The organism is Roseiflexus sp. (genome assembly GCF_057785375.1).
In genome coordinates this window covers 1-14,243 of sequence record NZ_JBYNRX010000047.1, presented here as the reverse complement: position 1 = coordinate 14,243, position 14,243 = coordinate 1, and the positions used below count along the sequence as shown (strand labels likewise).

12 protein-coding genes and 2 tRNA genes are annotated in these 14,243 nt (G+C 61.4%); 11 read left to right on the top strand and 3 right to left on the bottom strand.

Annotated elements, in window-relative coordinates:
• The first annotated feature begins 684 nt into the window (after nt 1–684).
• The 4 genes from AC3EA7_RS08590 (at nt 685) to AC3EA7_RS08575 (ending at nt 5,130) form a co-directional block, all read left to right on the top strand.
• Nucleotides 685–1,803 (top strand): ABC transporter ATP-binding protein, encoded by a 1,119-nt coding sequence (locus AC3EA7_RS08590; protein WP_488613630.1) that lies wholly within the window; start codon nt 685–687, stop codon nt 1,801–1,803.
• 19 nt (nt 1,804–1,822) lie between these two features.
• Entirely contained in the window at nt 1,823–2,731 is a 909-nt protein-coding gene (locus AC3EA7_RS08585; RefSeq protein ID WP_488613629.1) for an ABC transporter permease, read from the top strand.
• Nucleotides 2,732–2,744: 13 nt separating this feature from the next.
• Nucleotides 2,745–3,605, top strand: a complete 861-nt coding sequence (locus tag AC3EA7_RS08580) for an ABC transporter permease (RefSeq protein WP_488613628.1) — start codon at nt 2,745–2,747, stop codon at nt 3,603–3,605.
• Nucleotides 3,606–3,948: 343 nt separating this feature from the next.
• The gene (locus AC3EA7_RS08575; protein WP_488613627.1) at nt 3,949–5,130 is read left to right on the top strand and encodes an ABC transporter substrate-binding protein; all 1,182 of its coding nucleotides are present in this window, start codon (nt 3,949–3,951) and stop codon (nt 5,128–5,130) included.
• Between the two features lie 167 nt (nt 5,131–5,297).
• Here AC3EA7_RS08575 and AC3EA7_RS08570 read toward each other — a convergent pair.
• Together AC3EA7_RS08570 and AC3EA7_RS08565 are read right to left on the bottom strand one after the other, a co-directional pair.
• A tRNA-Gln gene (locus tag AC3EA7_RS08570) sits at nt 5,298–5,371 on the bottom strand.
• 36 nt (nt 5,372–5,407) lie between these two features.
• Nucleotides 5,408–5,494: transfer RNA gene (locus AC3EA7_RS08565), tRNA-Leu, on the bottom strand.
• Between the two features lie 139 nt (nt 5,495–5,633).
• Here AC3EA7_RS08565 and AC3EA7_RS08560 point away from each other — a divergent pair.
• Genes AC3EA7_RS08560 through AC3EA7_RS08550 form a run of 3 tightly spaced genes read left to right on the top strand, consistent with a single transcriptional unit; the run spans nt 5,634 to nt 7,299 of the window.
• Nucleotides 5,634–6,512: a DnaJ C-terminal domain-containing protein gene (locus AC3EA7_RS08560; RefSeq protein ID WP_488613626.1), complete on the top strand. Its 879-nt coding sequence runs from the start codon at nt 5,634–5,636 to the stop codon at nt 6,510–6,512.
• Nucleotides 6,513–6,526: 14 nt separating this feature from the next.
• Nucleotides 6,527–6,820, top strand: coding sequence for a MerR family transcriptional regulator (locus tag AC3EA7_RS08555; protein WP_488613625.1), 294 nt, complete (start codon nt 6,527–6,529; stop codon nt 6,818–6,820).
• A gap of 59 nt (nt 6,821–6,879) precedes the next feature.
• Entirely contained in the window at nt 6,880–7,299 is a 420-nt protein-coding gene (locus tag AC3EA7_RS08550) for an RbsD/FucU family protein (protein ID WP_488613624.1), read from the top strand.
• 94 nt (nt 7,300–7,393) lie between these two features.
• On the opposite strand, the gene AC3EA7_RS08545 is transcribed toward AC3EA7_RS08550, so the two are convergent.
• Complete coding sequence (locus tag AC3EA7_RS08545; RefSeq protein WP_488613623.1) at nt 7,394–8,974, bottom strand: hypothetical protein; 1,581 nt, start codon at nt 8,972–8,974, stop codon at nt 7,394–7,396.
• Nucleotides 8,975–9,229: 255 nt separating this feature from the next.
• Here AC3EA7_RS08545 and AC3EA7_RS08540 point away from each other — a divergent pair, with 255 nt between their 5' ends.
• From AC3EA7_RS08540 to AC3EA7_RS08525, 4 genes are all read left to right on the top strand, one after another.
• A complete protein-coding gene (locus tag AC3EA7_RS08540; RefSeq protein ID WP_488613622.1) occupies nt 9,230–9,808 on the top strand; it encodes a Pvc16 family protein in 579 nt (192 codons plus the stop codon).
• 23 nt (nt 9,809–9,831) lie between these two features.
• Nucleotides 9,832–11,802 carry an ATP-binding protein gene (locus AC3EA7_RS08535; RefSeq protein WP_488613621.1) on the top strand — a complete coding sequence of 657 codons (1,971 nt, stop codon included), beginning with the start codon at nt 9,832–9,834 and terminating at the stop codon, nt 11,800–11,802.
• A gap of 206 nt (nt 11,803–12,008) precedes the next feature.
• The gene (locus AC3EA7_RS08530) at nt 12,009–13,661 is read left to right on the top strand and encodes a peptidoglycan-binding domain-containing protein (protein ID WP_488613620.1); all 1,653 of its coding nucleotides are present in this window, start codon (nt 12,009–12,011) and stop codon (nt 13,659–13,661) included.
• An 18-nt stretch (nt 13,662–13,679) separates the two neighbouring features.
• The coding region (locus AC3EA7_RS08525) for an eCIS core domain-containing protein (protein ID WP_488613619.1) at nt 13,680–14,243 on the top strand (564 nt) is incomplete at its 3' end.

Below are 14,243 nucleotides of genomic sequence, written 5' to 3'. Positions count from 1 at the left end.
CGTGGGGGTAGAGCCGGTTCAAGGCTTGGCGGATGGCACGGTATCGGCGTACGTTGTCGCTCATGATTCCTCCTAGGGCTGGGACTCGCCATGGAGTATACCATAAGTCAACCCCCAGAAAAAAAGTGTACGGTAGTGAATTGCATTCTGATAGAGCGATCAACCAGAACCCGGACATCAAGGACGTGGAGTGGCCGACGTTGGCTGAGCCTGTCGAAGCCAACGTCAGTCGCACGACGGTCAATACGGACAATGATTGGGCCATATCTGGTTGTTCGCTCTATGAGCGCCGGTCTGGAAAGGCTCGTTATACCGATGCGCAGTCATTTGGACAATACTGCTGCTGGTGCACGTTGACTGTTGCGCCTTGCAAACCAGACGATTATCTTGTCTGACCGGGTAGGCGAAGGCATTGCCTTCGCCTACCCGACGAGCTTTTCCGGATAGGCTCTCTTGATCCCCGACGCGGTGCGGTTTATGCTATAATGCGAACATTATCCATGCCGCTTCCACAGCCCGTCACAGCGATCGTAATTCTCCGCGGCAACGGCGTCGCTCGCCTGTGTTGTTTAAGGCAGGATCAGGGAATTGCTTGATATGAGCAGGAACCAACAGCAAGAGTCATTGTTTGCATTGACATAGAGCAGGCAACTGTTCTGTTTGATGACGCGCTTACTGTGAACCATGCATCCTGGACGCACCATGAACAACGGAATAGCAGTTGATTTGCGCAACGTCGTCAAACGCTTCGCAGACGTATGTGCTGTCGATCACGTCTCGATGCAGATCCGTGACGGCGAGTTTTTCTCGATGCTTGGACCCTCCGGCTGCGGCAAAACGACGACCCTGCGCATGATTGCGGGGTTCGAGTTTCCTACTTCAGGCGAAATTTTCCTCCATGGCGCATCGGTCGGAACAACGCCTCCCTTCCGGCGCAATGTCAACACGGTGTTCCAATCGTATGCGCTCTTCCCGCATATGACCGTCGCCGAAAATGTTGCGTTCGGCCTGCGCATGAAGAAGACGCCGCCTGCCGATATTGCGCGGCGGGTGACCAAGGCGCTCGACCTGGTGCGCCTGGGAGATTTCGCTGCACGCCGACCACGGCAGCTTTCCGGCGGTCAGCAGCAGCGCGTGGCATTGGCGCGCGCGCTGGTCAACCATCCTGAGGTGCTGTTGCTCGATGAGCCGCTTGGTGCGCTGGACCTGAAGTTGCGCAAGGAAATGCAACTCGAACTGAAAAGCCTCCAGGAGCGCGTCGGCATTACGTTCATCTATGTGACGCACGATCAGGAAGAGGCGCTGACCATGAGCGACCGCATCGCCGTCATGAACGCCGGCAGGGTCTTGCAGATCGGCACGCCAACCGAAATCTACGAGCGCCCGGTCTGTCGCTTCGTTGCCGACTTCATCGGCGAAACCAACTTTATCGAGGGGAAAGTCGAGTCGGTGGAACCGGGCGGCATTGCGACCATTATTTCGGACGATGCTCTGATCCTGCGCGGTCAGACGATCCGTTCGACTGCTCCCGGAACGCGCGTCACCCTCTCTATCCGTCCTGAGAAAGCCTTCCTGTCGGTGCAACCGCCGCCGGCAGGCACGCCGAATTGTCATCAGGTGCGGGTGGAACGGATCGCCTATATTGGAAGCGACACCCGCATCGACGTGCGATTGGGTGCGCGGCTGTTCGACCTGTGGGAACAGAACAGCCGCTCGACGCTCGACCGCGACGCCTACTGGCAACCCGGCGAGACGGGATACCTCTGGTGGCCCGCCGAGAATGCGATCATTCTGACCGAGTGAACCACGCCGCGAGGTGACGATGGCTGCTGATACACTTGCGTCTGACTCTCAACCGCGCGAAGGCCGGATCGCCGCCCTCCTCCGCCGCAGTGAACGTCTGCAACTTGGACTCCTGCTCTTTCCCGGTCTCTTCTGGTTGGTCACATTTTTCGCACTGCCGCTGGTTGTTGTCGTGCTCTACAGTTTTGCAACCAGCGGACCCGGCGGGCGCATCGAGTGGACCTTCACCCTGAACAATTACCGTACCCTGTTTACGGAAAGCCTGTACGTCAACGCCTACTGGCGCTCGATCTGGGCAGGGGTGTGGACGACGCTCGCCTGCCTGCTGCTTGGCTACCCGCTGGCGTATTACATCGTCCGTCGTCCGCCGCGCTGGCGCACGGTCCTGTTGTTTCTAATATTGATCCCGTTCTGGACGAATTTTCTGGTGCGCACCTACGCCTGGATGCTCATTCTCTCGAACAATGGCATCATCAACAGCGCCATTCAGGCGCTGGGGTTGCCGCGTGTCGCGCTCTATCCATCCGAAGGCGCAGTCCTGGTCGGCTTGGTCTACGGCAGCCTGCCATTTATGGTGCTGCCGATCTACGCCTCGCTGGCGCGTTTCGACTTTACGCTCATGGAAGCAGCGGCTGATCTTGGCGCCAACCAGACTCGCGCCTTTCTGCGCGTCATGCTGCCGTTGACTATGCCGGGCGTGGCGGCTGGATCGGTGCTGGTCTTCATTCCAACGGTGGGACAGTTCGTGGTGTCCGACCTGTTGGGCGGGGCGAAGGTCGATTATCTGGGCAATCTGTTGCAACGCCTGTTTACCCGCTCGAACCCGCCGAACTGGCCGCTTGGCTCGGCAATGGCGATTGTTTTCATGGTGGTGCTGACCATAGCGATTCTCATCTATTTCCGGGTGACGACGGAGGATGGCCGTTGAACGGAGTGCGACCATGATCGATATTCAGGCATCGCAATCAGTGCGCGTCGCTGGCGGTGAACGCCGTCGTTCGCCCGGTTCGCTGGCGATCGGCGCGCATGCTGTGCTGACGCTGGCGTTTCTCTATGCGCCGATCGTCGTGCTGGTGCTCTTCTCATTCACGCGCGACAGTTTCGGGGTGCGCTGGACGGGGTTCACCTTCGACTGGTATGTGCGGCTGCTTGCCGATCAGCGCCTGCTCACGGCGGCGATGAACACTCTCACGGTTGCGCTGGTCTCGACGGTCGTCTCAACCATTATCGGCGCCATGACTGCGCTGGCGATGGAACGCTACCGCTTCCGTGGCCGTACCGGCTTTGATGCGCTCCTCTACCTGCCGATCGTCATCCCGGAGATTGTGATGGCGCTGGCGCTGCTGGCGTTCTTCGCCTTCTCCTTCGGTCTGCTCGAAACCCTGTTTGGCGTGCGTCTCCAGTTTGGACTGGCGACGGTCACTATCGCGCATATCGCCTTCACCATTTCATTCGTGGTTGTCGTGGTGCGCGCCAGCCTCAAGGGGTTCGACATGCGCCTGGAAGAAGTGGCGCAGGACCTCGGCGCCAATGAATGGCAGACCTTTCGCTATATTACGCTGCCGCTCATCATGCCGGGGGTGATCGGCGGGGCGCTGCTTGCTTTCACCCTCTCGCTCGACGATTTTGTGATTACCTTCTTCACTACCGGCTCCGGCGTATCGTTGTTGCCGGTCGAAGTGTATGGCCAGGTCAAACGCGCCATTACGCCGAAGATCAACGCCATTTCGACCCTGATGCTGCTTGTGTCGATTACCCTGGTGTTCTTGTCGCAATTCGTGCAGCGGCGACGGGAGATATAAACGAGGTGAGAGGCGAGAGGCGAGAGGGGTGAGGGGCGAGGTGAGGGGCGAGAGGCGAGAGGGGCGAGAGGTGAGAGGGGCGAGGTGAGGGGCGAGAGGCGAGAGGGGCGAGAGGGGTGAGGGGCGAGGTGAGGGGCGAGAGGGGTGAGGGGCGAGGTGAGGGGCGAGAGGTGAGAGGGGCGAGAGGCGAGAGGGGTGAGGTGAGGGGCGAGAGGCGAGAGGCGAGAGGGGTGGGGTGAGAGGATTAGACTGGAGCAACGGTGCAGCGCAACGTCGTCGAAGGTGGTCGTTGCACGTTGAATGTTGAACATGACCATTGGGAACGGTTAGAAAGGAAACACAGATGCTCCAACGAGGCATGAGGGGTGTCACGTTGCTGCTCGTTGCATTGCTGACGCTGGCGGCGTGCGGCGGGCAGCCAACAGGCAGCCCTGGCAATGAGTATGGCAGCGGCGGCGCCACAACTGAACCGGCCACAGCGCAACCGTCCGCCGGCGATGAGTTGCAGGTTGATCGCTCGCGGCTCTCGCGCGAACTCAGATTCTTCAACTGGACCGACTATATCGATCCTGCGATTCTCGAAGACTTCGAGAAAGAGTATGGCGTCAAAGTGACTGTTGACCTCTTCGACGCCAACGAGGACATGCTCGCCAAAGTGCGCGCTGGTCGCTCCGGGTACGATATCGTGACGCCATCGGACTATGCTGTCGAGATCATGTGGCGTGACGGGCTTATCGCGAAACTCGACAAGTCGCTGTTGCCCAACATAAAGAACATCGATCCCGACCTGCTCGACAAGTACTTCGATCCGGGGAATGTCTATTCCGTGCCGTATATGTATGGCATCACAGGCATCGCCTACAACCGGCAATCCTTTCCCAACGGCGTGGACAGCTGGGCGGCGCTGTTCGACACAACGCAGATCGCCCAATACCGCGGCAAGTTCAGCATGCTCGACGATGAGCGCGAGACGCCGGGGGCGGCGCTGAAGTACCTCGGCTTCTCGCTGAACGAGACCAGCCCCGAGGCGCTGCAGAAGGCGCAGGAGCTGCTTATCGCACAGAAACCATTCCTGGCGGCGTACAACAGCAGCGACGTCAACCGGAAACTGGCGAGCGGCGAATATGTCATCGCCCATGCCTGGAGCGGTTCGGCATTGCAGGCGCGCAACGGGTTAGGCGACGAGTTCTCCGGCAACCCGGACATCACCTTCGTCATTCCGAAAGAAGGCGGCATGATCTGGATGGACAACATGGTCATCCTGGCCGACTCGCCGAATGCCTACACGGCGCACGTCTTCATGAACTTCCTCATGCGTCCCGACATCGCTGCGCGCAACGCCGAGTACATCGGCTATCTCTCGCCGAATGCCGAAGCGATCAAGTTGCTGCCGCAGGAGATCATCGACCTGTACAACGAAGGGTTCGCCCCGAACGATGAGGTGTTGAAGCGGTTGGAATGGGCGATCCGCAACGATCAGACCGCCGTCTTCACCGACCTGTGGACGGCGGTGAAGGGAGAGTAGGGGCGCGGCGCTGCCCCGCCCGCCGACACGTTGGACACGGAACGCGCGCAGGTTGCGGGTGCGAAGGTTGCAGGTTACAGGTTGCAAGTGGGAAGGCTAACCCCTAATCCTTAACCTTCAAACAAAACGCGCCTGACTTTGTGATTCGGTCAGGCGCGTTGATCATGTGGCTGGGGGACAGGGACTCGAACCCCAACTACCTGATCCAGAGTCAGGCGTTCTACCGTTAAACTATCCCCCAGGGTAGGAACAGGGGCGAGCAACTCGCCCCTGCTTTTGGTGCCGAAGGGGAGATTTGAACTCCCACGAGGTCACCCTCACTACGCCCTGAACGTAGCGCGTCTGCCAGTTCCGCCACTTCGGCTTGTGGGCGCTGCTGTTCTTGCCAGCGCATATTATGATACCTCAGGAAAAGCCGTTTGTCAAACCGCAACCTTGACAATGCCACGCTCAAGTTCATATAATAGAACACGTGATCATGATCAGGTTCGGAGAGCAGGTCAATGGCGTTCAAGGATTACTACGAGATATTGGGCGTCGACCGCAATGCGACTGACGCGGAGATCAAGAAGGCATACCGCAAACTTGCGCGTCAGTATCATCCCGATATCAACCCCGGCAACAAGGCTGCCGAAGCCCGCTTCAAGGAGATCAACGAAGCGTATGAGGTGTTGTCCGATAAGGAGAAGCGCGCCAGGTATGATCGGTTCGGGCGTGACTGGCAGCGCTATCAGGACATGCCCGATTTTGGCGGTTTTGGGGCGGGCGGTTTCGGCGCAGGCGACTTCGCCGATATTTTCGAGACGCTCTTTGGCGGCGGGCGTGGTGCGCGCAGTCATGTGACCTACCGCACCAGAGGGCAGGATATTGAGCAGTCGGTCGATATTACGCTCGAGGAAGCCTTCAGCGGTACGCAGCGCACGCTACAGGTGCAATCGCCGAATGGCGCGCTGCGCTCGATGACGGTCAGGATTCCGCCAGGCGTCGATAGCGGGTCACGGGTGCGGATCTCTGGTGAGGGTGCGCCAGGAATGAGCGGCGGTTCCCGCGGCGACCTGTACCTGATGATCAATGTTCTACCACATTCGCGCTTTGAACGGCGCGGCGATGATCTCTACGTCCGTACCCCGGTTGACCTCTACACGATGCTGCTGGGTGGCGAGGTCAAGGTGCCGGCGATGGGGGGCAGGACGGTCACGCTCAAGGTGCCCGCCGGAACGCAGAACGGCAAGGTGATGCGCGTCAGCGGTCAGGGTATGCCCCGCCTGCGCGATGCGCAAACGCGCGGTGATCTGTATGTGACCCTCGAGGTGTCGTTGCCGACCAGCCTGTCGCCGCGTGAGCGCGAACTCGTCGAGCAGTTGCGTGCGCTTGCGCGATAGGAGACGCGCATGCCATGAAACAGCGCTACTACACGATCAAGTCGGCGGCTGCGCTGTGTGGAATGCACGAGCAGAGCCTGCGCCTGTATGAACGGCGCGGGCTGATCCGTCCGCAACGCACCCCCGGCAATATTCGCCGCTATACCGAGAGCGACATCGAACAGATCCGGTTTATCAAGCGCTTGATTGATGACCTTGGCGTGAATCTGGCGGGTGTGGAAGTGATCCTGCATCTGCGCCAGCAATTGATCGAGGCGCAGCACGAACTCGAGGAGCTGCGTCGTCGCCTGCCGGTTGATGCCTCGTAGCCGCGTCAGGGTCCTGTGGGTTGGGTGCGTCCGATGTTGGACTGTGCAAAGAGGAGCATATGCTGCGCTACAAACTGATCCATCCTCAGATCCTTGCTGCTCTGGGGGGTGCGGGCCATGGATCGCAGGTGTTGATCGCCGATGGAAACTACCCTTTCGCTACCGGCGCGCCGCCTGGCGCGCACCGGGTCTACCTCAATCTCGCCCCTGGCATGCTCACGGTGACCGATGTGCTGGGTGTTCTGGCTGATGCCATCCCCATTGAAGCCGCCCGCGTCATGGTTCCCGATACCGGTTCGGAACCTGCGATTTTCAGAGAGTTCCGCGCTCTGCTGCCGCATGTCGCGTTGCAACCGCTTGGTCGTTTCGCGTTCTACGATGCTGCGCGCTCGCCGGATACGGCGCTGGTCATTGCAACCGGTGAGCGGCGGGTGTATGCCAATCTTCTGCTGACGATCGGTGTGATTCCTCCTGAATAATTCAGCACGTGTCTGAAAACGTGAATTGGGCGGGCGAAGGCGCTTCCTTCGCCCACCTGACAGCGTCTCACGAGACGAGGTTTCAGACACATGCTCAGAACCCTGGCGCACACGTCGGACGTTCCGGCAACCATGGCAGAAAGGCGATGTTTGGTCCAACGGCTTCGCCACGTCCCTCTGGATTCGCCGCCGGTTCATACGGTCCGCTGGGGAGTTCCCACCAGTTGTTCGTCATGGTGAGCGGCAGGTCGCTGGTGGCGCCTTTGCCAATGTTGAACTGGCGGTAGAATGGGTTGTTGGGCGGTTCGTGGGCTTCGATGGCATTATCGCGGATGTTGAGCATCGGGCTGAGGTTGGGCGGCGCATCGCTGCGCAGGCTCAACCCGTTCGCGCCGCCGATCAGGGTATTGCATCGCACATTTCCCATCAGTTGAGCGTTCGTAAAAAGCGCCAGGTTTGGTCCGGCTGCGCCGACCAGCAGGTTCTGCTCGATCTCGATACGCGCCGGGCGCTCGAAACTCTGGTTCGTGACGCGCAGCGGGGCGGTTCCCGCCACCAGTGTGTTGTTCAGCATGCGATTGTTGACAATCACGATATCGCTGCCCGGACTGTCGCCGCCGCCGCGTGACAGGGTGATCTCGATGGCTGAACCGTAGGGCATGCGATTACCCGAAATCTCGCTGTCTCGAACAATCACAAAACTGTCGTCGACGCGAATGTGACCGCCGTTGTTGACAATGCGCGCACTTTGCAACGAGAGACGACCCGACTGCATCGCCAGCACAGTGCCGCCCGCGCCGCCGCCGGTGATTGTAACGTTGCGCAGATCGATGACGCTGCCCGCCCGTCCGGTGATGCTTTCCCACCGCAGCCGTGGATCGTCGCCGCCGCCGATCTGCGTGAAGCGCACCGGCCGGTCGGCGGTCGCCAGCGCCACTATCGAACCGTCGATCACCACTGACACGCCGCGCCCGATCTGCACCTCGACGCCGGGTTCGATGATCAGCGATGCGCCGCTGCTCACCAGCAAGTCGTTTTGAAGAATGATCGGGCTGTTGGCAGCCGACCAGCGCACACTCCCGCGCAGTGCATGCTGCGTTGGGCGCGCAGTCGCCGCCACGGGCGCCGATCCGCCTGAGCCGCCGGCATCGGCAGGACGGGCAGCCGGCGCTGCTTGAGGTTGCGCGCCTGTTGCCGGCGCCGGTGCGTTCGCCGCCAGCGGTTGCGCCGCCGCGGGTGCGGGCGCCGCTGCTGCCAGCGGCGGATCGAGACGAAAATCGACCTCTTCTGGAGTAGCAGTGTTGGCTGGCGTGGGAAGGATGGCGACCGGAAGGGCTGCGGTTGGCCGGATAAGTTCGATCGTCGGTTGCACTGTGGGAATGTCCGTCGGCGATTCTGGCGACGCTGCGACCGTTGTCGGAGAAACGGGAACGCTCATCGCCGCAACGACCGGTAGAGGCGTCGCTGTGGTCTCCAGGATGAGAGTGGTCACCGCAACCGGCGCAGCGACCGGCATGGCTGGGCGCAGGGCCAGTCCGGCGACGAAAGCGACAGCGACGAGCAGCAGCGCAATGAGTGAACCCAGCGTCCAGAGCGCCGTCAATGCGCTACGCGGCACATGCAGGGTGATCATCTCACCCTGGCGGGCGCCCGAACGTTCGTTCTGTTCGTCCATCGGCGACCTTTCTTCCATGCAAGACAGCGGAGTTCCGTCAGTTCTTCTGTCGCGGCGGGGGCAATCGCAATGCTATCACAGAAGATGCCCCGCTGCAATATCCTTCTGCGGAAGTCAGGAGCAGCGGTAGTACCCTGGCATCTTTACCTGTTTTAGGGATTGACTCTGTGAAAATCGGTATTATAATTGATTTGCTTCGTTCCCCACGGTGTGAAGAAGATTGTTCTCCGCCAGGCTCGGCTTCCAGGAGCAATCATGAGCAGCGCTCTCGCCATCGCCGCAGTCACCGCCTTTCTCAAAAGTCGCATTGAGAATGGGTTGGTTGATGAAGGCGTTAATGCCAGTATTGGAGGTGATGCGGTTGTCTCGGTGCTGCCGCCTGACCGGATCACCACCGGTTCGGACGAGCGTCCGCAGCTCAATCTGTTCCTGCATCAGGTGACGCCGCATGCCAGTTTGCGATCCGGCGAGCGCAGCGGTCAGCGTACCATGCTGGGGCTGGATCTTCACTATCTTTTGACGGCATACGGCGCACAGGATCTCCAGATCGAAATCCTGCTCGGCTACGCCGCGCTGGTTCTGCACCGGATGCAGTTCATTGGGCGCGATTCCATTCGCGAGGCGCTGGCAACGCTTGCATCGGACGCCCATGGCGGCATCCCGCCGCCAACGCTCCGGGCGCTGGCCGGGTTTGATCCTGACTCGCAGATCGATCGACTCGAAATTCGTCCGCAGTACCTGAGCGGCGAGGACCTGTCGAAGATCTGGTCGCCGTTGCAGGCGCGCTATCGTCCTTCTCTGGCGTACAAGGTGTCGATGGTGGCGATTGGATAGACAGACTGCGCGCTCGTGCAACAATGACAACTCTTTCGAGTGAAACGTGGGAACGCATCAATCACCGCGCGCTGGGAATGGCGCTTGCGCGTGTGCGCGCGGCGCTCGAGCAGTATCTTGCGCGTACCGGTCACACCTCCTCTATTGCCAACTTGCCTGCTGATGCCGAACCGAAGAGTGATGAAGAGCGTTCAGCGCTCGATACGCTGTGCGTCGCGTTTCGGTTGTCGCCGTTCGAGCGTGATCTGCTGGCGCTCTGCGCCGGCGTGGAACTCGACGCCGGCATTGCGTTGTTGTGCGCCGAGGCGCAGGGCGATCCGCAGCGGGTGTCGCCCACCTTCAGCCTGGCGCTTGCCGCGCTGCCCGGCGCGCACTGGAGTGCGCTGGCGCCTGATGCGCCGCTGCGCTACTGGCGCCTGATCGAGCCTGCCCCCGGCGGGTTGTTGACCCGCGCTCCGCTGCGGATTGATGAGCGTGTGCTGCATTATCTGACCGGCATTTCATATCTCGATGAGCGGTTGCGTGGTCTGATGACGCCGATCCGTGTCGCAGAGGCGTTATTGCCGTCGCACCAGGCGCTCGCCGATCGCATCGCCGGGGTCTGGCGGCGGGCGCGCGGCGGGGTTCTGCCGCTCGTTCAGGTGTGCGGCGACGAACGCGCGACCCGTCAGGCGATCGCTGCTGCTGCGTGCGCCGCGGTCGGGCTGGCGGTTCACGCACTGAATGCGGCTGTGATGCCATCGACGGTTGCGGATGTTGAGGCGCTGATACGGTTGTGGGAGCGCGAAGCGGCGTTGAGCGCCAGTGCGTTGCTCGTTGAGTGCGATGATGTCGATCCTGCCGATACGGTGCGCGCCAGCATGCTCACCTGGCTCCTCGAACGGACCGGCGGCGCGGTGATCGTGTCGGCGCGCGACCGCTGGCGCCCGACACAGCGTGTGACCGTTACCATTGATGTGCACCGCGCCAGCAGCCGTGAGCAGCGTGATGCGTGGCACGCGGCGCTTGGCGGCGCTGCCGATCATCTCGATGGTCACGTCGATCTGCTGATTTCACAGTTCAACCTGAGTGCGCACGCGATTCGCGCTGCCAGCGCCGAGGCGCTTGGGCGCGTGCAGGAGTACGCCGGCCACGATGTCGCGCGCGCTGTCTGGGATGCCAGCCGTGCGCAGGCGCGCCCGCGCCTCGACGATCTGGCGCAGCGGATCGAGTCGTCGGTTGCGTGGGACGATCTGGTGCTGCCGGCGCCGCAGCGCCAGTTGTTGCGCGATATTGCGGCGCATGTGCGGCAGCGGGCGCGGGTGTACGAAACCTGGGGGTTCGCCGCGCGCAGTTCGCGCGGGTTGGGAATCAGCGCGCTGTTCGCCGGCGCCAGCGGCACTGGCAAAACGATGGCAGCCGAGGTGCTGGCGAATGAACTGCACCTCGATCTCTACCGCATCGATCTGTCGTCGGTGGTCAGCAAATACATTGGCGAGACCGAAAAGAACCTGCGGCGCATTTTCGACGCTGCCGAGGCGGGAGGCGCCATTCTGCTGTTCGACGAAGCCGATGCGCTCTTCGGCAAACGCAGCGAGGTCAAGGACAGCCACGACCGGTATGCCAATATCGAGGTGAGTTACCTGCTCCAGCGCATGGAAGCCTACCGCGGTCTCGCCATTCTGACGACGAACCTGAAGAGTGCGCTGGATACGGCGTTTCTGCGCCGTATCCGGTTCGTGGTGCAGTTCCCGTTCCCTGATGCTGTGCAACGCACCGAGATCTGGCGGCGTTCATTTCCGCCGGGTGCGCCGACTGAGGGGCTGGATTTTGAGAAACTGGCGCGGTTGAGCGTCGCTGGCGGCAACATTCGCAACATTGCGCTCAATGCCGCCTTCCTCGCCGCCGACGCCGGCGAACCGATCCGGATGGCGCACCTGCTGCGCGCCGCGCGCGCCGAGTACGCCAAACTCGAAAAGCAATTGACCGAGGCGGAGATTGCGGGGTGGGTGTGAGAGAGGCGCGAGGCGCGAGGCGCGAGGCGCGAGGCGCGAGGCGCGAGGCGCGAGGCGCGAGGCGCGAGGCGCGAGGCGCGAGGCGCGAGGCGCGAGGCGCGAGACGCGAGGCGCGAGGCGCGAGGCGCGAGGCGCCTACAAACAGGTTGCAGCAGGTAGGGGCGTTGCACTGCAACGCCTCCTACAAGCAGATTGCAGGTTGAACAATGTCCGAACGCCAGCGAATTGCGGTCCACCGTCGTCGTCCCGTTGAAACAGTGACGTCTGCCGCGTTGCGTTCGTTGCACACGACAGGCGCTTTGGCAGACCAGAGCGCGCCGGTTGGCAATGGGCATCTGTTCAATCAGATGCGTCTGGGTGCGCCCGTTCCTCTCGCTCAGCGCAAAGAACCGCAGTCCAATGGAATGACCGGCGCCGCCGCCATTGGCGACACGGCGCCGACCGATTCGGCGATCAATCCGCTGGTTGGTTTGAAACGCGGCGATGGGTTGAACTACGGCACGTGGGACCTTCGCCCGCGCGTCAAACTGTTGCAGCATAAACTGAACGAAAAAACCGGCGCCGGGCTCACAGTGGACGGTATGTGGGGACCGAAAACATCTGCGGCGCTCGAGTCGTTTATGCTCAGCCGGAGCACCGTTCCGGCGGAGATTGTCGATCAGGATACCGCCGATGCGTTGCTCGACCGCCGGAAGGAAACGCCGGGACCGGGTCCTCAGCCGATCCCTCCCGGTCCGCAACCGACCGAAGCGCCCTCCAATCAGACGCTCGAAGATGTGCTTGATGCAGTGTGGTTGCAGTATCAGTTGACCTTCGAGGGACAACGCAGCGGGCTGCAAAAACTCGAGAAGGACCTGGCACAGATCGAGAAACCAAAGAACACGCTCATCGAGATGCTGAAAGACGCCGGGAAAGCAGCGCTCGATGCACTCCTCGGATTGGGTGGCGGCGCGCTGCGCACCCCAATCAAAGCCGCGCTCGCCGGGCTTGGCGAAGCGATTGCAAAGGACGGCGTCGATAAGGTATTCGATAAGGCGCAGGAAGCAGCAGGCAGCGAGATTGGGAAAAAAGTCGATGAACTTGGAAACGAAGACGGACCGACGCTCGAAACCTTTCTCGAAGCGCAGCGCGCCGCACTCGAAGAAGCCTCATCGCAGACCCAGGAGAACTTCCTGCTCGAAACGCGCGCCAGGCTGCGCCAACCGGCGGCAGGCGAACCGGTCAGCAGCGGACCGGAGGACCCGCGCGTGGTGCGTGCGAAGAAACTGCTCGATGCCGTCAAACGGGAGCGGCCACAGGCATTTCAAAAGCAATACGACGAGTCGCTGGCGAAATGGGCGATTGCCCAGGCGCAGTCGAAACTGGGCACGATGGAAAGCCCAAGCATGTCAGTTGGCGACGAGAAAGTGAAGACGACCGATATGAGCAAGGCAGAGCCTGGCATGCCGGGCGTACTCACGATCGAAATCGAAGGAACCAGACCGGAATTGCCGGTGAAAGTCACCGGTGCAAAGATCGCTGGCTTGAGCGAAAAGACGCGCCAGGTTCTGGAGCGCCAGCAAAAAAGCATCCTCGAGCTTGGCATACCGCGCTATGCGTCGGGCAAAGTGGAGATCAACACGGGCCTGGGGTCGATCCTGAACTTTACCAAACCCACCGTTCGTATTGCCCAAAACGAAACCGGCGAGGTATTCGAGCGCGAGAGCACGGAAGGCGGCAAGGAGTGGCTGAAGAAGAAAGCCCGCCCTTACCAGGAAGTGCTGACCGAAGACCTGGTCAAAGAGGGGATGCGCATGGTGTGGCAAGAGATCGACCGCAAGCGTCTCAGCGAAGTGCCGGGCGGATTGAAGGGTCCCTGAGCGAAACGAGGCAGGCATATGCACAAACGTCTGACAATACGCCGTCAACGCCAGATCACGCAGCGCCATACCACGTCTCCTGATCACGCGCCAGAGACGATGCCGGCGCCATCGGGCGCGGGGCAGGGGCACGCATTTGGCGCCTTCGCGTTCCACCACGCGCCATCAGGTGCGCTGCAGACGAAACTGACAGTCAACGCACCCGGTGACGTTTATGAACAGGAAGCCGACCGCGTCGCGCAACAGGTGCTGCGCATGAGCGACGAAGAAGTGCAGACGGCGCGCGTTGCCGGCAGCATTCAACGGATATGCGCGGAATGTGCGGCAGAGGAAGAAGAACGGATGACGGCAGGCGCGGCTGAAGAAGAGGAAGAGCCGATCCAGGCGAAGGAAGAACCCGGCGCCGTCCCGGAAGTGACGCCTGAAACGCAGGCGGCGATTGACGCCATGCATGGCGGCGGCGCGCCGCTCGACCAGGAGACGCGCGCGTTTATGGAGCCGCGCTTCGGGCACGATTTCAGCCAGGTGCGCATCCACGCCGATGCGCGCGCCGCAACCGTCGCGCGGTCGCTCGACGCCCTG

Bases quoted from the DNA above. Each gene is read 5' to 3' on its own strand.
- AC3EA7_RS08590 (WP_488613630.1), top strand. From the start codon at position 685: ATGCATCCTGGACGCACCATGAACAACGGAATAGCAGTTGATTTGCGC.
- AC3EA7_RS08585 (WP_488613629.1), top strand. From the start codon at position 1,823: ATGGCTGCTGATACACTTGCGTCTGACTCTCAACCGCGCGAAGGCCGG.
- AC3EA7_RS08580 (WP_488613628.1), top strand. From the start codon at position 2,745: ATGATCGATATTCAGGCATCGCAATCAGTGCGCGTCGCTGGCGGTGAA.
- AC3EA7_RS08575 (WP_488613627.1), top strand. From the start codon at position 3,949: ATGCTCCAACGAGGCATGAGGGGTGTCACGTTGCTGCTCGTTGCATTG.
- AC3EA7_RS08560 (WP_488613626.1), top strand. From the start codon at position 5,634: ATGGCGTTCAAGGATTACTACGAGATATTGGGCGTCGACCGCAATGCG.
- AC3EA7_RS08555 (WP_488613625.1), top strand. From the start codon at position 6,527: ATGAAACAGCGCTACTACACGATCAAGTCGGCGGCTGCGCTGTGTGGA.
- AC3EA7_RS08550 (WP_488613624.1), top strand. From the start codon at position 6,880: ATGCTGCGCTACAAACTGATCCATCCTCAGATCCTTGCTGCTCTGGGG.
- AC3EA7_RS08545 (WP_488613623.1), bottom strand. From the start codon at position 8,974: ATGGACGAACAGAACGAACGTTCGGGCGCCCGCCAGGGTGAGATGATC.
- AC3EA7_RS08540 (WP_488613622.1), top strand. From the start codon at position 9,230: ATGAGCAGCGCTCTCGCCATCGCCGCAGTCACCGCCTTTCTCAAAAGT.
- AC3EA7_RS08535 (WP_488613621.1), top strand. From the start codon at position 9,832: ATGACAACTCTTTCGAGTGAAACGTGGGAACGCATCAATCACCGCGCG.
- AC3EA7_RS08530 (WP_488613620.1), top strand. From the start codon at position 12,009: ATGTCCGAACGCCAGCGAATTGCGGTCCACCGTCGTCGTCCCGTTGAA.